Here is a 17,413-nt window from a genome sequence, read left to right as displayed (position 1 = left end):
TCGCCCGCTACGGCCGCCAGACCGAAGTCGCCATGCTGCGCAGCTGCTGCACGGCCGCGCCGGGGTCGGCGGTGTTGTAGACCGCCGAGCCCGCGACGAAGCAGTCGATACCGGCCTCGGCGGCCTGCTCGATGGTGTCGGTGTTGATCCCACCGTCGATCTCGACGATGAGCCGCAGCTCGCCCGCGTCGACCAGATTGCGCACGATCCGCGCCTTCTCCAGCACTCCCGGAATGAACGACTGCCCGCCGAATCCGGGTTCGACACTCATCACCAGCAGCGTGTCGAATTCGCGCAGGATCTCCAGATACGGCTCGATCGGGGTGCCCGGCTTCACCGAGAGCCCGGCCTTGCCGCCCGCGGCACGGATATCGCGGGCCACCGCGATCGGATCGTCGGTCGCTTCCGCGTGGAAGGTGACGTTGTAGGCGCCCGCCTCCGCGTACCCCGGTGCCCAGCGGCCCGGATCCTCGATCATCAGGTGGCAGTCGAACGGGATGTCGGTAGCCTTCAGCAGGCTCTGCACCACGGGCAGGCCGAGTGTGAGGTTCGGCACGAAATGGCCGTCCATGACGTCGACGTGCAGCCAGTCGCAGCCTTCGACGGCGGCCGCCTCGGCGGCCAGGTTGGCGAAGTCCGCGGACAGAATGGAGGGAGCGATCATGGGCTGCGCGGGGCGCGCGAAGGTCGGTGTGGACACAGCGGGCAAGTGTAGCGACCAAATGGTGATTGCCCCGCGGGGTTGTGGGTAGCCTTCATAGGGTGACCAATATTTCGGCGGAACAAGGGCTGTTCAGTGCCCCGGTGGAGATTCGCGTTGCAGCCTCGCTCACCCAGCTGCCCATCCTGCGCGGACTGGCCGAAACCCTGGTCCTGCTCAGCGATTTCACCCTCGACGAGGTCGCCGATGTGCGCTTGGCCGTGGACGAGGTCTGCTCGACGCTGATCGCGATCGCGGCCCCGGATTCCCAGCTCACCTGCGAATTCCTCGTCGGGGACAGCGAACTACTCGTCCGCGTGGACGGAGTCGCGGGCACCGAGGGCATGCCGGACCAGCGCAGCTTCGGCTGGCATGTGCTGCGCACCCTGAGCGACGAGGTGAGCGCCGACCAGCGGGAATTCGACGCGGCCGTGTCCGGATATCCCACGACGGTCCGCTTCCGCCGGGTCCGGGGGAAGGCGTAGTGCACGGCGAGGACACCACCGAAGAACACAGGCCCGACCAGGAAACCAGCGCCGAGAAAACCGAGAATCCGGCCGAGAACAGCGAAACCACCGAGACCGAGGCTCCGGTCTCCGGGTACGACGACGTCAGCGCCCTGTTCGAGCGGCTGGCCGCGACCGTGCCCGGCACCGCCGAGCAGGTGGCGGCCAGAGACGCGCTGATCAACCGCTGCATTCCACTGGCCGATCACATCGCCAGGAAGTTCAGCGGTCGCGGGGAACCGTTCGACGATCTGTCCCAGGTCGCCAGGGTGGGGCTGGTACACGCGGTGGACCGGTTCGATCTGAGCCGCGGCTCGAACTTCCTGTCCTTCGCGGTGCCGACGATCATGGGCGAGGTGCGGCGCTATTTCCGCGACAACACCTGGGCGATGCGGGTACCGCGGCGGGTCAAGGAGACCCATCTGCGCATCGGTGCCGCGGTCGATCAGCTCTCGCAACGGCTCGGCCGGTCCCCCACCGCCAAGGAGATCGCCGCCGAACTCGACGTCGACCCCGACGAGGTGACCCAGGCGGTCATCGCGGGCAACGCGTACCAGCCCACCTCGATCGACGCCGCCTCGGTGGGACGGGACAGCGATGCCTCGCTGCTGGACACCCTCGGCGAGGAGGAGGCGCAGTTCGACCGGGTCGAGGAGTACATCGCGGTGCGCCCGCTGCTGGACGGGCTGCCCGAACGCGAGCGCCGCATTCTCACGATGCGGTTCTTCGAGTCCATGACCCAGACCCAGATCGCCAACCAGCTCGGTATCTCCCAGATGCACGTCTCGCGGATCCTCGCGAAAACCCTCGCCCGCCTGCGCGAACTGTCCGAGCGGGAGTGAGTCGCGCCGGGACAACGGCGTCCCCCTACTCGCGTTCGCGCCGCAGCCGGGCCGGTGCCCGCAGCCACCACGCGCCGTCGACGAGTTCGGCGAGCTGCTCCGGGTCGACCACCGCGAGGTCCACCAGGATGAACGGATGCCCGTCGTAGTGCGGGGTGGTGTAAAACGCCGGATCACCGGAGGCGAGCAGCGCTTCCTTCTCCGGCAGCTCACACAGCAGCGCGAGGCCGCCCTCGGCTTCGACCCGCAACCGGGCGAAACCCTTGCCACCGACCTTCAGGCCCGGAGTGTTCCACCAGGTGCTCTCCTCCACGCCGGGCAGTGCCGTCCCGAGCGCCACCACCTGTTCCCATGAAATCGCCATGGTCCGATTCTGAGCCGGATCGCGGACCGAGGGCTTGGACGGATGTCGCATGCTTCCGAACCATCCCGGCCCTGGCACGCTTCGCGAACCCGGTCCGCCGCCCTCAGTCGGCCGGTTTCCGCAGCGCGGCGAGGAACATCGCGTCGGTACCGTGGCGGTGCGGCCACAGCTGGACCGACGGGCCGTCGCCCAGCCCGGTGACACCCGGCAGGAACTCCCGCGTGTCGAGCTGCTCGGCACCGCTGCGGCGCACGAAATCGCCCACCACGGAGACGGTTTCGGACAGATGCGGTGAGCAGGTCGAGTACAGCACCACGCCACCGGGCCGCAGCAGATCCCAGGCGGCGCCGAGCAGTTCCCGTTGCAGCGTGACCAGTTCCGGCACGTCGGCGGGAGTCCGGCGCCAGCGCGCCTCGGGACGGCGGCGCAGTGCGCCGAGCCCGGTGCACGGCGCGTCGACCAGGATGCGGTCGTAGCCGGGAGTGAGGCCGGTGTCGCGACCGTCGGCGACGTGCACGGTGACCGGCAGGTCGCGGGTGGAGGTGCGCACCAGCTCGGCGCGATGTTCGGCCGGTTCGACAGCGTCGACGGTGAACAGGTCGATCGCGGCCAGCGCGCCGAGCAGGGCCGCCTTTCCGCCTGGGCCCGCGCACAGATCGAGCCAGCGGCCCTGATCGGGGCCGGTGAGCGGGGCCCTGGTGAGGGCGAGCGCGACCAGCTGGCTGCCCTCGTCCTGCACGGCGGCGATCCCCTCGCGCACCGGCTCGAGCTGCCCGGGGTCGCCGCCGTCGAGGTAGACCGCGTACGGCGACCACCGGCCCTCCTCCCCGCCGGTGATCAGCGCCAGTTCCTCGGCGGTGATCTCGCCGGGGCGCGCGACCAGGTGCACGATCGGTCGCTCGTCGTCGGCGGCGAGCAGCTCGGCCAGTTCCCCGGCGTCCGCGCCGAGCGCGTCGGCGAAGGACTGGGCGATCCACGCCGGGTGCGCGTACTCGAAGGCCAGCCGCCCGACCGGGTCGGCGGGCGCGAGCTCGGCCACCCACTCGTCGCCGGTCTTCTCCCCCGCCCGCCGCAGCACGGCGTTGACGAAACCGGCACGGCCCTGGCCGAATTCGGCACGAGCCAGGTCGACGGAGGTGTCGACGGCGGCGTGCGCGCCGGTGCGGGTGCGCAGCAGCTGGTACACGCCGAGCCGCAGGATGTCGAGGATCGGCCCGTCGATCTCGGCGACCGCGCGACCGGCGCATGCCGCGATCACCGCGTCGAGCTGCCCCTGCGAACGGCATGCCCCGTAGGTGAGTTCGGTCGCGAACGCGGCATCGCGGCCGCTGATCCTGCGCTCCCGCAGCAGCTTCGGCAGCGCCAGATTGGCGTAGGCGTCGCGCTCGCGCACCGCCCGCAGCACGTCGAGTGCCACCCCGCGCGCCGGATCCACCGGTTCACCCCTGCGTTTGCGCGGGCTCGGGGCGCTGGGATCGGGCCGCGCCGACCGGCGCCCCTGCTCGCGGCCGCGGAGCCCCTGGTCATCCGATCGCCCGGCGCCGCTGCCCTGCGCACCGGACCGCCCGCGGGTATCCGCCCGCCCGGCCGCACGATTCCCGCCACCGCCACGCGAATCCTCTTCGCGCGCATATCCTTCCGCCCGTGGCGGGGAACCCTTACCGCGCGCCCCACCGACCCGGTCGCTCCCGCGCGCCCGGTCGCTCCCGCGCGCCGAGCCACCGGAACGACCTGTTCCACCGGCACTGCCGCGCGAATCCACTTCGGGTCCGGTGCTTTCGCCGCCCGGCCGCGGGCCACGCCCCCACCCATCGCCGGAACGCGTCGCGCGTGGACGCCCGTCCGCACCAGGCTGCCGGTCGCCGCGATCGGCACCGGACCATGCCGAACCTGGACGACCGGACCGGCCGCTGCCACTGTCAGCGCGCCCGCCGGGGTCGCGCGTCGCGGCACCACGATCGGAGGCCGACCGCGCGGCCCCACCTCGGTCGTCGCCCCGGCCACCGGCACCGCCGCGGTCGGCACGCGCCGAGCGTTCCTCCGACCGGCGGAAATCGGCTGCGCGGCCACCGCCGGTGGACCGCCGGTCCTCGCCGGCGGGGACGGTGCCGCCGCCCTTCGCCGCACGGGCCGCCCAGCCGCCGTCGACGTTCTTACCCGTCACTTTTCGTTCGTCACGTGGCGCGCGGCCGCTGCGCTGGTCGGCTTCGCGACGACGACGGCGATCCGACGCGCTCATCCCAGCACCGCCCCGGGGGCCAGGCGGGCACCACGGGCCCAATCGAGGGCGTTCATCATCTTCTTGCCGGGCGGCTGGACCTGGCCCAGCCGCAGCGCGGTGGTGGCGGTGCCGACGAAGACGCCGGTCTTGCGCACCTCGATCGCCCCTTCCGGCAGCGTCTCCGTCACCATTTCCACGGGTCCGAGCTTGAGGCGCAGGCCGTCCATCTCGGTCCACGCGCCCGGCGCCGGGGTGACCGCGCGGATGCGGCGGTGGATGGCGAGCGCCGGCTCGTCGAACCGGATGCGGCTGGCCTCGACGGTGATCTTCGGCGCGTAGGAGACGCCGTCGGCGGACTGCGGAATCGCCTGCAGGGACCCGTCTTCCACGCCGTCGAGGGTCCGCTCCAGCAGGACGGCGCCCGCGTCGGCGAGCCGGGTGAGCAGTTCGCCCGCGGTGTCGGCGACGCCGACCCGCTCGGTCATCACGCCGTACACCGGACCGGTGTCGAGGCCTGCTTCGATGAGAAATGTCGACGCGCCGGTGATCTCGTCACCCGCGTCGATGGCGGCCTGTACCGGCGCCGCCCCACGCCAGGCGGGCAGCACCGAGAAATGCAGATTGATCCAGCCGTGCTTCGGGATGTCGAGCACCCGCTGTGGCAGCAGCGCGCCGTAGGCGACCACCGGGCAGCAGTCCGGGTTCAGCTCGGTCAGCGCGGCGACGAACTCCGGCTCGGACGGCTTGGCCGGGGTGAGCACCGGGATGCCGTGGGAGTCGGCGAGCTGCCCGACCGGCGAGCGCATGATCTTGCGCCCGCGCCCGGCGATAGCGTCGGGGCGGGTGACCACTGCGATCACCTCGTGGCGCTCGCTGTCGATGAGCCGGCGCAGCGACGGCACCGCGGGTTCCGGGGTTCCGGCGAAGACGACGCGCATCAGCGGCCACCGCCGACACCGCTGGACTCGCGGACGGTGATTCCCGCACGGAACCAGTCGGACTCGCGGATGGCGCGCATGGCGTCCTTGCGGTCGGCCGGTTCGAGCCGGTTGACGAACAGCACGCCGTCGAGGTGATCGGTCTCGTGCTGGACGCAGCGCGCGAGCAGCCCCTCGGCGTCGAACTCGATCGGCGCACCGGTCCGGTCGACGCCGGTGACGTGCACGCGCAGCGCGCGCCGCACGTCGTAGCGCACGCCGGGAATCGACAGGCACCCTTCCGGGTCGACCTGCTCCTCCGCACCCACCGCGGTCCACTCGGGATTCACTACATGCCCGGCGGCGTCCCCGGTGTCGTAGACGAACACCCGCAGCCCGACCCCGATCTGCGGTGCCGCCATGCCGACGCCACCGTCGTCGTGCATGGTCTCGGTGAGGTCGGCGACGAGCTGGGCCAGCTCGGCCCCGAACTCGGTGACCACCTCGGCACGGGATCGCAGAATCGGATCGCCGAACAGGCGAACGGGCTGAATGGTCACGCGGCGGCTCCCGGCTGGACGATGTGCGGTCGTCCCATTCTATTGATCGCTTCTGCGCCCTGGTGCCCGCGCACCATCTCGGCGATCCGGACGGGCTCGAACGGCGAGGTGCAGTTCGATGGCGTCGGATAATTCCCCCAGCACCTCGAGCCGCTCGCTGATGTCGATCGCGCGCGTCCGCAGTTCGGGGTGTTCGATGCCGAGCCCGGCGGTCAGGAGTTACCCGCGATGATCACCTGGGGGATCCCGGTGCCGAGGGGCACCGGCCTGCACACCGGGGCCGGTGCGTGTTCGGGATCGAGGATCTGCATCAGCAACTGCTGTACGAAGGGGTCGTAGACCAGGTGGAAGTGGCCGGTCATGTCGTCGGCGCACAGATCCTGCAGTACGAGGTTCTCCGCGCCCGCGCCATGCAGGGCGATGTTGTCGAACGGCTGGATCATCTCGTCGACCCGGCTGCCCACCGTGACGTACCGGACGCCGGGCACGGTGTCGCCGCCCGCGTTGAGTTCGACCATGATCGGCTCGCCCTGCGCCTGCTGGACCGCCGCGGTCGAGGTCACCTTCGCGTACACGTCCATCATGCCGGGGACCGCTTGCCCGACCGGCACCAGGCCGTACATGACCCCGCCGTAGCTGGGCGAGGCCAGCCCGACCCAGGTCCCGACCTTGGGAGCACCGCCGAGCTTGTTGACGTAGTAGCGGCTCACATTGGCGCCCTGGGAGAACCCGACGAGGTCGACTTCGGTCGCTCCGGTGGCGGCCAGCACGTCGTCGACGAAGGCGGCGAGCTGGGCGAAGCTGATCCGCATATCCTCGGTGCCGTAGGTGTCGGCGCCCGGCGCGCCGCCATAGTTCAGCGCGAACACACACATGCCGGCGTCGACGAGTTGCGGCCCGATCCCCGCCCAATCGGAGTAGGCGCTGGAGTCGGTACCGTGTACGAGGACCACCGGGCGCGGGTGCGCCGCATCGGGCTTGCAGCCGAAGTCGTTGACGCCCAGCGGAACTGCCGACGGATGATCTTTGATGTAGCGAGCCGCCGCGAGGTGGTCGGTCTGCCGTGGACCCGCCTCGGTGGGCACCACCGCGGGCCGGTAGCCCGCCGGTTCCGCGACTGCGTGCGGCACCAGCGGCGCGGCGCACCCTGCCGCGACCACGAGGGCGAGCGCGGCGACGCGGCGCTTCTGTGAAATTCCCCAACCCCACAACCGATTCAGCTGTTCCATATCCCAAACAACTACCGGACCGCGCCGGGTTTCGCATCCCCGGAACGGGGGAATCACACCCCCCTGTTCCATGGGCTCGCACTCGGCGCCGGTCCCGTGTGCCCCACCGCTTCCCGGCCGTCCGGCTCGCGCGCCACGCCGTCGCTCGGCCGGGCGCAGCAGGCCCGGACACTCCGGGTCACTTCGCGCCGGTGGCCTCGCTCCCCGGCGCCACATCGTCCTCGGCGAGGATGCGGTACAGCGCGCGGCGGGTCTCGGTGAGCACCTCAGCTGCCTTGGCCGCCTGCTCGGCGGTGCCGACCTGGGCGACCTGCCCGACCGCGCCCATCACCTGACCGACCAGTCCGCGCAGGTCGAGCGCCTGCGCGCCGATGTCCTGCCTGACCTCGGCCCACGGATCGCCGAGTTCCTCGCGCTCGGCCTCGACATAGGCCTTGCCCTCGTCGGTGAGCTGCGCGGTCTTTCGACCGGCGACCTTCTCGATGAGCACCAGACCCTCGTCCTCGAGCTGGGCGAGCGCCGGGTAGATGGAGCCGGGGCTTGGACGCCAGAGGTCGTCGCTGCGCTCGCGGATCTGCTGGATCAGCTCATAGCCGTGCATCGGCCGCTCGGCGAGCAGCAGCAGCACCGCGGCCCGCACGTCCCCGCGCCTGCCCCGGCCGCCGCGACCACGGCCGCGACCGAAACCCGGACCGAAGCCCGGTCCGAAGCCGGGGCCGAACCCCGGACCGAACTCGGGCCCATGTCCGTGTCGCCCACCCCGGCGGAACTGCCGCCGATCGGGACCGAATTCCGCATGGCCGGGTCCACGCCCGCGGCCGAACTTCCCGAAATCTCGATGTTCTGTGTTGTGCATAACAGCCTCCTCAGGCTCTCACGTTCTTGACGCTATCGACGATATATCGGCAATGCATCTAACGCAAGGCGTCCACGGCGACAGGCTGCGACCACCTATCGGCCGGCGGCGAGCTCGTCGATCCAGCGCTCCAGTCGCGACCCCTCCGCGACCATCAGCTCGGGATCACGAAAGGTGTTGGTGAGCAGCGAAATTCCCTGATAGGCGGCAACGAAGGCGACCGCGAGCTCATCGGCGTCGGACCGGCCGAGCGCGGCGAACTGAGTGCGCGCCCAGTCGACGAGCAGACCCATCACCCGCGCGGGCGCACCGTCGAACGCATCGGCGCGCTTGTCGAGTTCGGCGGCCAGCGAACCGGTCGGGCAGCCGAAGCGCGCCGCCTGCTCGCGCTCGTCGACCCAGCCGCGCACCATGGCCTTGAGCCGCGCGGCCGGGTCCGGCAGCGGCTCGATCGCCGCGATGATCCCGGCCAGCACCCCGGCGTGCGTATCGAGCACCGCGTGCACGAACTGATCCTTGGTCTTGAAGTAGTAGTAGACGTTGCCCACCGGGACATCGGCCGCGTGCGCGATATCGGCGATGGTCGTTTTCTCCACACCTTGCTGATAGAAGACGCGCGCGGCCGCCTCGACGAGCCGTTCGCGCTTGCCTGCCTTCGGTGCCGCCCGCTCTGAGTCAGTCATACAACTAACTATAGACAGCCGCGCCGACCGCCTGCTACGGTGTGTTAGTCAGCCAACTAACTCAAGGAGTTCTCATGATCGTCGTCACCGGAGCCACCGGGAACATCGGCCGCCAGCTCGTCGGTCTGCTCGCCGCGGCGGGCGAGCAGGTGCGCGCGGTCTCGCGTGGGGCGAGCCCGGTCGAGCTGCCGGCCGGCGTGGAGCACGTCGTCGCCGACCTCGGCGATCTCGACAGCCTCTCCCCCGCCCTGCGCGATGCGGACGCGCTGTTCCTGCTCATCACCGGCGAGCAGCTGATGACCGGGCCCGAGCCGGCGCAGTTGCTGAAGACCGTCGCCGCCGCCGGGGTGCGCCGGGTCGTATTCGTGTCCTCCCAGGGTGCGGTGACCAGGCCGGACTCGGCGGGCTACGCGCGGACCATCGCCTTCGAGCAGGCGCTACGCGAGTCCGGTCTCGCGTGGACCTCGCTACGGCCCGGCGCGTTCTTCTCCAACACGTTCGCCTGGATCGAGCCGGTACGGACACAGCGCACGGTCGCCGCGCCGTTCGGCGACGTCGGCCTGCCCGCGGTGGATCCGGGCGATATCGCGGCGGTGGCGGCCGAGGCACTGCGCGCGGACGGCCACGACGGTCGCGCCTACATCCTCACCGGACCGGCACTGGTGACCCCACGCGAGCAGGCGGCGGCCATCGCGGCGGCCGTCGACGAGCCGATCGCCTTCGTCGAACTCGACCGCGAGCAGGCCAAGGCGAACATGCTGCATTTCATGCCGGAGGCCGTCGCCGAGCACACGCTCACCATCCTCGGCACACCGACCGCCGAGGAACAGCAGGTCAGCGACGATATCGAGCGGGTGCTCGGCCGTCCGGCCACGCCGTACGCGCAGTGGGCACTGCGGAATCGCGCGATCTACGCCTGATCCCCGCGCGGTTCCCGCCGGGTCGGTAATGGCATACGGGGCGACTCAGGACGCACGGTCGGGCGACGGTACCCATTGCGCGCAGGTTCGCCGCACCGATCGGGGCGCTCCGGACGGCCGACGATGTTCGAGGCCGTCCGGGGGTGGCTACCCCCGTGGTCAGCCCGCCGGGGTGCCGTGCGCCCGCCGGAGGTTGTCGCGGAGGGACGGGAGACCAGGCCCGGTCAGATCGTCGCAGTAGGCCGCGCGGCCGGCCATCGCCATGACCAGGGCGACGGTCGGACCGGTGACGACGGGTCCGGCACCGGTGCGGAACGGGCCGTCGGTGGCTTCCACCCGCAGGCCGTCGATGGTGCTGTGGCTCGGCACGGCGAAATCGCGGGTCGCGTAGAACTCGGCGACCACCGTGGCGGCCCGCACCGAGGGGGTGCTGGTGATCCCGAGCGGTCTGCGGATGTCCTGGGCGTGGACGACCACCTCGCCGAGCCACGCCGCGGTGTGGCCCGAAGGTCCCGTCGAGGCCGGGATGACGGCCTCGAATCGGGCGAGCGTCTCGGCGGGCGTCGCGCCGCGGTGTTCGGCGAGCCGCCTGGCATTGTGCAGGTCGAAGTCGAAGCGGGCGCCGAGCACGCTGACCAGCCAGCGCAGCCTGCCGATGCTCGCCACCGCGGTGAGGTGGGCGACGACCTGCTCCACCACCCAGTCACCGCACAGGGAAGGCACTGCCCACTGATGGGACTCCAGACCGGCCAGGTCGCGCGCGAGCACCGCCCGCTCGGCATGCGTCATCGCCCAGATCTCGTCCCGCGATCCCACCACCGTCACCGGCCACCTCCGTCGTCCGATCCGCCGGGCGGAGCGTGCCCGGTCATCGGTAGTGCAGACGGTATGGGCACGAAGAACTCATCGGCCCCGCAGCGCACCGACGGTGCCGTCGCTCCCTCGGATCAGGGTTCGGCGGCGACGGGCTGAGGCCGGTGGACCGGTAGGGAGCGGCGGCGGTCGTTGGCGACGGCGGTGATGACACAGGTACCGAGCGCGCCCGCGCGGTCGAACATGGTGGCGGTACTGACCGCGATGCCCGCCTGCGCGACGTGATCGACGGCCTGCATGCCCAGCTCGCGGCCGACCGGCAGCCGCGACAGCGTCAGCGTCATGTCGGCGTTGATGTACCCGACACCGTGCGAACCCCAGTGGCACACCAGATTGGCGAGATCACCGGTGGCGGCCGCGCGCTGGAACGGGGTGAACTCGGCGCCGGCCACCAGCGGCGGCAGGTTCTGCCAGGCGACCTTGCGTTCGGCGTCGCGGATGGTCGTGAAATCGCCGACCCAGTCGCCTGCCCCGGATTTGAACTGCGGTGGCGCGCCGATCGGGCTGTCGTCGGTCACCGGCGGCGCGGGCAGCGCGTGCGAGGGCTGCCATACCGTCCCAGGTGGGGTGTCGGTGGCGGCCAGGAAGGTCACCGAGGCCCTGGCCCTGGTCTGCCCGTCCTGGACGAGCCAGGAATCGGCGACCTTGATGCGGTTGCCCGCCCGGACCACGGCGCTGTGCAGGGTGATCGGCTCCCTGGTGACCTGCTGGAACAGGTCGACGTTGAACCGAGCCGGCACGAACCCGGTTCCCGGACTGTGCTTCTCGGCTTCCACCGCGAGCAGCCCGCACACCGCCACGCCGTGCAGCTGGTTCGGTGACCAGCGGCTCACCGCCAGGTCACTCGCCACGTACGCCTCCTCGCGCACCGTGAAGAACTCCATCACGACCCTCTCTGCCGCCCGCAGCCGATCGTAGGGCAGGCGCTCGACGGGCCGTCAGCCGATGTCGACCGGGTCGATCTGGACGCGCAGTGGTGCGTCGGACCGGTGCGAGCTGCGCACGGCCTGGGCCGCGGTGAGAGCGCGCGCGAGTGGGCCGCCTTCGGTGCGGCCGACCCGCAGCAGCATACGTTCGACCTCGGCCGGTTCGTCGGAGCCGGAGAACGGCTTACGGGCGGTCGGCGGCAGCGGCACCGGGCCGAGGACATCCACCCGGTCCGGGAGGCTCGCGGCCGCGAGCAGCTCGCTGATGGCAGCGGTGGTGCCGTCGATCGCCGCCAGCCGTACGGCGGGCGGGAACCCCACCTCGGCTCTGGCGGCCAGCTCGGCGGCGGCGTGGTGTACCGGATCCCAGCGGACCAGGGCCTGCACGGTGGGCAGGGACGGCTCGGCCATCACGATCACCTGGCCGCGCGGCCGGACCAGGGCGGCGGCGCCCATCCAGCGGCGCAGGGTGTCCTCGGTGGCACGCAGGTCGGCGCGGCCGAGCAGGGCCCAGCCGTCGAGCAGCAGCGCAACCCCGTAGCCGCCGCGCACCAGCGGTTCGGCACCGACGGTGGCGACCACCACCTGCGCGCCGGGTTCCACGGTGTCGAGCACCTCGCCGCCGCCCGAGCCGCGGATCGGGACGCCGGCGAAGGCCCGGCCCAGCTCCTCGGCGGTACGGGCGGCGCCGATCACCATGGCCCGCAACGCGCGGGAACCGCAGGCCTGGCAGCGGTAGGCCGCCTCGGTGATGCCACACCACCGGCACTGCGGGCTCGCCGCCGCACCCGTGCTCGACGGTGGTAGCGCCAGAGGCCCGTGACAGTGCCTGCAGCGCGCAGGCGTTCGGCATTTCGCACAGGCCAGCGACGGCACATAACCGCGGCGCGGCACCTGCACGAGCACCGCCGCGTTCTCCCTGAGCGCGGCGCGGGCCGCCGCGAACGCGACGCCGGGCATCCTGACCGCGCGGGCGAGCGCGTCGCGTTCGAGCGCGAAATCGGTGTCGCCGGGCGCGCTGATCCGCGGCATCGCCTCGCGCAGTACCCGCCGTTCGGCGAGCAGGTCGTGTGCCCACCCGGATTCGACGACGGCCTGGATCTCCGCGGTCCTGGCGAAGCCGGCCGCGACGAAGGCCGCGCCGGTCTCGTGGGCGCGCAGCATGGCGACCTCGCGGGCGTGTGGATACGGTGCGCGCGGCTCGGCATAGGTGTCGTCACCGTCGTCCCAGAGCGCGATCAGCCCGAGGTCACGCGCGGGAGCGAACACCGCCGCTCTGGTGCCGACCACGATCCGCGCCTGGCCACGCAGCACCGACAGCCAGCGCCGGTACCTGGCAGCGGGCCCGAGACCCGCCGACAGTCCCACCGCCGAATCCCCTACCAGCCGAACGCATTCGGCGAGCACCCGATCGAGGTCGCGCTGATCGGGTACCAGCAGGATCGCACTGCGCCCACCGGCGACCACGGCCGCCGCGAGCTCGGCCAGCCGTGCCGCCCAGTCCTCCCCCGGCAGCGCCTGCCACGCCGCCCGCGGTCCACGCCCGTCCCGCAGGGCCGCGACGAACGCCGCACCGTGCACATACCGCGACCAGGCCGATATCGCCGGCTCGGCCGCCCGCCCTGAGGGCGAATCGGCGACCGGGCCGCCCCGCTCACCTCGGTCATCCGAAACGCCTGCGGCTGAGTGGTGTTCGACGTTTCCACCCGACGCGGCACTCTCGGTTCGGGAAGGGGTCTCCGGTGCGTCGGCAGCTGAATCCATGTCGGCCACACCAGCTTCCACGGGATCAACCTCGGATGATGCTGCCGCAGCAGCCTTCTTGGCACCACCGGTTTCGGTGCGGGCATGCCGGGGTGGGATGGCGAGGCGCAGGACGTCGGCGCGGGTGCCGGCATAGCGGGCGGCGACGGCGGTGGCCAGGCGCAGGACCTCGGGGGTCAGGACACGCTCGGCGGAGACGACGCGCTCGAGCTTCACCATCTTGCCGGTGTGCTCGGTGCGTGGCAGCCGTTCGAGCAGGTAGCCATCCACCAGCCGACCCGCGAAACGCACTCGCACACGCACCCCCGGCTGCGCGATCTCGTCCAGTTCCGGTGGCACCAGGTAGTCGAAATCACGATCGAGGTGCGCAGGCGACAGCAGCGGGAGCACCCTGGCGATCGGGTGTCCCGCTGCTGTCTGTGTGTCGTCCGCTGCCACGCGGGCGGCAGGTCTTACAGGCCGACGGCCGCGCGCAGCTTGTCGGCGCGATCCGTGTGCTCCCAGGGCAGATCGACATCGGTGCGGCCGAAGTGACCGTAGGCCGCGGTGGGCGCGTAGATCGGGCGCAGCAGGTCGAGATCGCGGATGATCGCGCCCGGACGCAGGTCGAAGACCTCCGAGATGGCGGTGGAGATCCGGGTCGGGTCAACCTTCTCGGTGCCGAAGGTCTCGACGAACAGGCCGACCGGGGCCGCCTTGCCGATCGCGTACGCGACCTGGACCTCGACCCGGTCCGCCAACCCGGCGGCCACGACGTTCTTGGCGACCCAGCGCATGGCGTAAGCGGCCGAGCGGTCGACCTTCGACGGGTCCTTGCCGGAGAACGCGCCACCGCCGTGCCGCGCCATGCCGCCGTAGGTGTCGACGATGATCTTGCGGCCGGTCAGACCGGCATCGCCCATCGGGCCGCCGAGCACGAACTTGCCGGTGGGGTTCACCAGCAGCCGGATGTCGGAGGTGTCGAGGCTCGGCAGGTCGAGGTCACCGAGGACGGCGTCGACGACCTTCGCGCGGATATCGGGCGCGAGCAGATTGTCCAGGTCGATATCGGCCGCGTGCTGGGTGGAGATGACGACCGTGTCCAGCCGGACCGGACGGTCACCGTCGTATTCGATGGTGACCTGGGTCTTGCCGTCCGGGCGCAGATACGGCAGCACACCCGACTTACGGACCTCGGTGAGCTTGCGCGAGAGCCGATGCGCGAGCGCGATCGGCAGCGGCATCAGTTCGGGGGTGTCGGTGGTGGCGTAGCCGAACATCAGGCCCTGGTCACCGGCGCCCTGGCGTTCGATCTCGTCGTCGGATCCGCCCACGCGCGCCTCGTGTGAGGTGTCGACACCCTGCGCGATATCGGGCGACTGCGCGCCGATCGCGATGTTGACACCGCAGGAGTTGCCGTCGAAGCCCTTGGCCGAGGAGTCGTAGCCGATCTCGAGGACCTTCTCCCGGACGATCCGCGGGATATCGGCGTAGGCCGAGGTGGTGACCTCGCCCGCCACATGCACCTGGCCGGTGGTCACCAGGGTCTCCACCGCGACCCGGCTGCCCGGATCCTCCGTGAGCAACGCGTCGAGGATGGAATCGCTGATCGCGTCACAGATCTTGTCCGGATGGCCTTCGGTCACGGACTCACTGGTGAATAGCCGACTACCTGTCGTACGCACAGTTATTCCCTCTCCCTCAACGGGTTGTTCGTAGCGGATCGTGACGGTGACTTCTCGATGTCCCCGCACGATCCTTCTATCCAGACTATTCCAAACCACCGACGCGGTGGCGGAGTGCACACAGACTGTCCCGGACTGTTCACCGAAATCGGCGAACCCACCCACCGACCACGTCTTGTTGCCTACAGTGTTTCGGCGACCATTGCCGCGCAACGCATTTCGCGCGGAATTCGGAGATGACGACCGGTCAGCGCAGCAACGGGACCAGCGCGTCGAGCACCCGGCTGGCCAGCAGCGCCTTCGATCCGTGATCGAGGGCCTGTTCGGCGCCGTCGGCGCCGAGCAGCCATCCGTCGTTGGTGTCGACCTCGAACGCCTTGCCCTCGCCGACGGCGTTCACCACGAGCAGATCGCAGCCCTTGCGAGCCAGTTTCGCCCTGGCGTGGGTGAGCACGTCGCCGTTCTCGTCACCGGTCTCGGCGGCGAAGCCGACGATCGCGGTGCCGGTGAGCCTGCCGTCGGTGCGGGCATCGACCAGGCCGGCGAGGATGTCCGCGTTCTTGGTCAGCGGAATCACGTCGGGCTCGGCGACACCCTTCTTGATCTTGGCGGCGGCCACGTGGGTCGGCCGGAAATCGGCCACCGCGGCGGCCATGATCACCGCGTCCGCGCCGATCGCGTGCTTGTCGACCGCGGTCTTGAGCTGCTCGGCGGTGGTGATGTGAACCAGGTCGACCGCCGCGGGCGGCGCGAGCTCGATGGTGTTGCCCGCGATCAGCGTCACCTGGGCACCACGCTGGGCCGCCACCCTGGCCAGGGCGTACCCCTGCTTGCCGGAGCTGCGGTTGCCGAGGAAACGGACCGGATCGAGCGGTTCGCGGGTGCCGCCTGCGGTGATCACCAGGCGGCGACCGGTCAGGTCGCGGGGCAGCGCGTCGGCGCGTTCGAGCAGCAGCGAGGCGAGGCCGAAGATCTCCTCCGGTTCCGGCAGCCTGCCGGGACCGGTGTCGGTGCCGGTGAGGCGGCCGGACGCGGGCTCCATGACATTGGCGCCGTGCGCGCGCAGCGTCGCGACATTGGCCACCGTCGCCGGATGCTCCCACATCTCGGTGTGCATCGCGGGCGCGAACAGCACCGGACATCGGGCCGTCAGCAGGGTGGCGGTGAGCAGATCATCGGCACGCCCCTGCGCGGCACGCGCCATCAGATCCGCGGTGGCGGGGGCGATGACGACGAGATCGGCCTCCTGGCCGATCCGGACATGCGGCACCTCGGGCACATCGGCGAACACGCCGGTGTGCACCGGCTGGCCGGACAGCGCCTCGAAGGTCGCCTTCCCGACGAACTGCAGGGCCGACTCGGTGGGGATGACCCGCACCTGATGACCGGTCTCGGTGAACCGGCGAACGAGGGCACACGCCTTGTAGGCGGCGATGCCCCCGCCGACCCCGACGACGATCCGCATGGTCTCTACGCCTCCGGAAAAGAGATTGTCACTCGCCCTCGGTGTGCTCGAGCAGGTCGGAGTGGATTTCACGCATGGCGACCGACAGCGGCTTCTCCTGCAGGCCGGGCTCGACCAGCGGGCCGACGTACTCGAGGATGCCGTCGCCGAGCTGGTTGTAGTAGTCGTTGATCTGCCGCGCGCGCTTGGCCGCGTAGATCACCAGGGCGTACTTGGACGAGGTGCGCTCGAGCAGCTCATCGATCGGCGGGTTGGTCAGGCCGATCGGGGTGTCGTACGCGGGCGCGGTGGCGATGTCCGTACTCACTAGGGGAGGCTCCTGGAGGTTCGGTGGGTCAAGAACTCGAATTTGTGCTAACGAATAACGATACCAACTGCTCGCAGGCGGTCGTCACTTCGCTGTTCACGATGACCGTGTCGAACTCGTCACAGGCGGCCAGTTCCACCCTGGCGGTCTCGAGTCTGCGCTCGATCACCTCGGGCGATTCGGTGCCACGCGAGGTGAGCCGGGAAACCAGTTCCTCCCAGCTCGGCGGGGCGAGAAACACCAGCAGTGCCTCCGGCATCGCCGCGCGGACCGACCGGGCGCCGGCCAGGTCGACTTCGATCAGTACTGAAGATCCTGCCGCCAGTGCTTCGCGCACCGGGGCGGCGGGGGTGCCCGATCGCTGCAACCCCCCGTGGATGTCTGCCCATTCGAGCAGTTCGTCCGCCTCGATCATGGCGTCGAACTCGGCTCGGGACACGAAACGGTAGTCGCGGCCGTCGACCTCCCCGGGCCGGGGGGCCCGGGTCGTCGCCGACACGCTGAAAACCAGTTCGGGCAGGCGTTCCCGCACGCACCGCACGACCGTGGATTTACCGACGGCCGAGGGGCCGACCAGTACAACCAGCCGACCCTTCCGCGTGTGTTCGACCACCTG

At 70.8% G+C, this 17,413-nt stretch carries 18 protein-coding genes and 1 pseudogene; 3 read left to right on the top strand and 16 right to left on the bottom strand.

The features are described 5' to 3' along the window. Window positions 1–7 precede the first annotated feature (7 nt). The gene (gene rpe, locus ACFOW8_RS18555; protein ID WP_378552103.1) at window positions 8–664 is read right to left on the bottom strand and encodes a ribulose-phosphate 3-epimerase; all 657 of its coding nucleotides are present in this window, start codon (window positions 662–664) and stop codon (window positions 8–10) included. Between the two features lie 98 nt (window positions 665–762). On the opposite strand from rpe, the gene ACFOW8_RS18550 reads away from it, so the two are divergent. Continuing rightward, window positions 763–1,185, top strand: a complete 423-nt coding sequence (locus tag ACFOW8_RS18550) for an anti-sigma factor (protein WP_378551926.1) — start codon at window positions 763–765, stop codon at window positions 1,183–1,185. Next, complete coding sequence (locus ACFOW8_RS18545) at window positions 1,185–2,048, top strand: RNA polymerase sigma factor SigF (RefSeq protein WP_378551925.1); 864 nt, start codon at window positions 1,185–1,187, stop codon at window positions 2,046–2,048. The genes ACFOW8_RS18550 and ACFOW8_RS18545 overlap by 1 nt, the downstream gene beginning before the upstream one ends. 25 nt (window positions 2,049–2,073) lie before the next feature. Here ACFOW8_RS18545 and ACFOW8_RS18540 read toward each other — a convergent pair whose 3' ends face one another. The 8 genes and pseudogenes from ACFOW8_RS18540 to ACFOW8_RS18505 form a co-directional block, all read right to left on the bottom strand. Continuing rightward, window positions 2,074–2,412, bottom strand: coding sequence for an MmcQ/YjbR family DNA-binding protein (locus ACFOW8_RS18540; RefSeq protein ID WP_378551924.1), 339 nt, complete (start codon window positions 2,410–2,412; stop codon window positions 2,074–2,076). Window positions 2,413–2,515: 103 nt separating this feature from the next. Then, window positions 2,516–3,847 carry an RsmB/NOP family class I SAM-dependent RNA methyltransferase gene (locus ACFOW8_RS18535; protein WP_378551923.1) on the bottom strand — a complete coding sequence of 444 codons (1,332 nt, stop codon included), beginning with the start codon at window positions 3,845–3,847 and terminating at the stop codon, window positions 2,516–2,518. An 800-nt stretch (window positions 3,848–4,647) separates the two neighbouring features. After that, window positions 4,648–5,571, bottom strand: coding sequence for a methionyl-tRNA formyltransferase (fmt, locus tag ACFOW8_RS18530; protein WP_378551922.1), 924 nt, complete (start codon window positions 5,569–5,571; stop codon window positions 4,648–4,650). Continuing rightward, window positions 5,571–6,110, bottom strand: a complete 540-nt coding sequence (gene def / locus ACFOW8_RS18525) for a peptide deformylase (protein ID WP_378551921.1) — start codon at window positions 6,108–6,110, stop codon at window positions 5,571–5,573. The genes fmt and def overlap by 1 nt, the downstream gene beginning before the upstream one ends. Next, a pseudogene (locus ACFOW8_RS18520) lies at window positions 6,107–6,320 on the bottom strand (hypothetical protein); the annotation flags it as partial. The gene def and the pseudogene ACFOW8_RS18520, both read right to left, overlap by 4 nt. A gap of 2 nt (window positions 6,321–6,322) precedes the next feature. Beyond that, window positions 6,323–7,339 (bottom strand): esterase/lipase family protein, encoded by a 1,017-nt coding sequence (locus tag ACFOW8_RS18515; protein WP_378551920.1) that lies wholly within the window; start codon window positions 7,337–7,339, stop codon window positions 6,323–6,325. A 178-nt stretch (window positions 7,340–7,517) separates the two neighbouring features. Next, window positions 7,518–8,195 carry a PadR family transcriptional regulator gene (locus tag ACFOW8_RS18510; protein WP_378551919.1) on the bottom strand — a complete coding sequence of 226 codons (678 nt, stop codon included), beginning with the start codon at window positions 8,193–8,195 and terminating at the stop codon, window positions 7,518–7,520. Between the two features lie 95 nt (window positions 8,196–8,290). Next, window positions 8,291–8,878: a TetR/AcrR family transcriptional regulator gene (locus tag ACFOW8_RS18505; protein WP_378551917.1), complete on the bottom strand. Its 588-nt coding sequence runs from the start codon at window positions 8,876–8,878 to the stop codon at window positions 8,291–8,293. A gap of 74 nt (window positions 8,879–8,952) precedes the next feature. Between ACFOW8_RS18505 and ACFOW8_RS18500 the strand changes: the two genes are divergently transcribed. Continuing rightward, complete coding sequence (locus ACFOW8_RS18500) at window positions 8,953–9,798, top strand: SDR family oxidoreductase (RefSeq protein ID WP_378551916.1); 846 nt, start codon at window positions 8,953–8,955, stop codon at window positions 9,796–9,798. Between the two features lie 159 nt (window positions 9,799–9,957). Here ACFOW8_RS18500 and ACFOW8_RS18495 read toward each other — a convergent pair whose 3' ends face one another. The 7 genes from ACFOW8_RS18495 to gmk all read right to left on the bottom strand — a co-directional run bounded on the left by ACFOW8_RS18495 (window position 9,958) and on the right by gmk (window position 17,410). Further along, window positions 9,958–10,623: a maleylpyruvate isomerase family mycothiol-dependent enzyme gene (locus ACFOW8_RS18495; protein ID WP_378551914.1), complete on the bottom strand. Its 666-nt coding sequence runs from the start codon at window positions 10,621–10,623 to the stop codon at window positions 9,958–9,960. Window positions 10,624–10,745: 122 nt separating this feature from the next. After that, window positions 10,746–11,555, bottom strand: coding sequence for an acyl-CoA thioesterase domain-containing protein (locus tag ACFOW8_RS18490; RefSeq protein ID WP_378551913.1), 810 nt, complete (start codon window positions 11,553–11,555; stop codon window positions 10,746–10,748). 54 nt (window positions 11,556–11,609) lie between these two features. Then, complete coding sequence (locus ACFOW8_RS18485; protein WP_378551912.1) at window positions 11,610–13,799, bottom strand: primosomal protein N'; 2,190 nt, start codon at window positions 13,797–13,799, stop codon at window positions 11,610–11,612. Between the two features lie 14 nt (window positions 13,800–13,813). After that, window positions 13,814–15,025: a methionine adenosyltransferase gene (gene metK / locus ACFOW8_RS18480; protein ID WP_378551909.1), complete on the bottom strand. Its 1,212-nt coding sequence runs from the start codon at window positions 15,023–15,025 to the stop codon at window positions 13,814–13,816. A gap of 247 nt (window positions 15,026–15,272) precedes the next feature. Next, the gene (gene coaBC / locus ACFOW8_RS18475; RefSeq protein ID WP_378551908.1) at window positions 15,273–16,490 is read right to left on the bottom strand and encodes a bifunctional phosphopantothenoylcysteine decarboxylase/phosphopantothenate--cysteine ligase CoaBC; all 1,218 of its coding nucleotides are present in this window, start codon (window positions 16,488–16,490) and stop codon (window positions 15,273–15,275) included. A gap of 28 nt (window positions 16,491–16,518) precedes the next feature. Next, window positions 16,519–16,797 carry a DNA-directed RNA polymerase subunit omega gene (gene rpoZ, locus ACFOW8_RS18470; protein WP_378551906.1) on the bottom strand — a complete coding sequence of 93 codons (279 nt, stop codon included), beginning with the start codon at window positions 16,795–16,797 and terminating at the stop codon, window positions 16,519–16,521. A gap of 28 nt (window positions 16,798–16,825) precedes the next feature. Continuing rightward, complete coding sequence (gmk, locus tag ACFOW8_RS18465; protein WP_378551905.1) at window positions 16,826–17,410, bottom strand: guanylate kinase; 585 nt, start codon at window positions 17,408–17,410, stop codon at window positions 16,826–16,828. Window positions 17,411–17,413: the final 3 nt, after the last annotated feature.

Source organism: Nocardia rhizosphaerae (genome assembly GCF_042650365.1).
GTDB lineage: Bacteria > Actinomycetota > Actinomycetes > Mycobacteriales > Mycobacteriaceae > Nocardia > Nocardia rhizosphaerae.
Note: the sequence above shows the minus strand (reverse complement) of the source record. Positions and strands in the feature narration are given on the sequence as shown.

What these genes read in the sequence shown, in the direction of transcription:
- rpe (WP_378552103.1), bottom strand. Translation starts at nt 664, where the DNA reads ATGATCGCTCCCTCCATTCTGTCCGCGGACTTCGCCAACCTGGCCGCC.
- ACFOW8_RS18540 (WP_378551924.1), bottom strand. Translation starts at nt 2,412, where the DNA reads ATGGCGATTTCATGGGAACAGGTGGTGGCGCTCGGGACGGCACTGCCC.
- fmt (WP_378551922.1), bottom strand. Translation starts at nt 5,571, where the DNA reads ATGCGCGTCGTCTTCGCCGGAACCCCGGAACCCGCGGTGCCGTCGCTG.
- ACFOW8_RS18515 (WP_378551920.1), bottom strand. Translation starts at nt 7,339, where the DNA reads ATGGAACAGCTGAATCGGTTGTGGGGTTGGGGAATTTCACAGAAGCGC.
- ACFOW8_RS18510 (WP_378551919.1), bottom strand. Translation starts at nt 8,195, where the DNA reads ATGCACAACACAGAACATCGAGATTTCGGGAAGTTCGGCCGCGGGCGT.
- ACFOW8_RS18505 (WP_378551917.1), bottom strand. Translation starts at nt 8,878, where the DNA reads ATGACTGACTCAGAGCGGGCGGCACCGAAGGCAGGCAAGCGCGAACGG.
- ACFOW8_RS18500 (WP_378551916.1), top strand. Translation starts at nt 8,953, where the DNA reads ATGATCGTCGTCACCGGAGCCACCGGGAACATCGGCCGCCAGCTCGTC.
- ACFOW8_RS18490 (WP_378551913.1), bottom strand. Translation starts at nt 11,555, where the DNA reads ATGGAGTTCTTCACGGTGCGCGAGGAGGCGTACGTGGCGAGTGACCTG.
- coaBC (WP_378551908.1), bottom strand. Translation starts at nt 16,490, where the DNA reads ATGCGGATCGTCGTCGGGGTCGGCGGGGGCATCGCCGCCTACAAGGCG.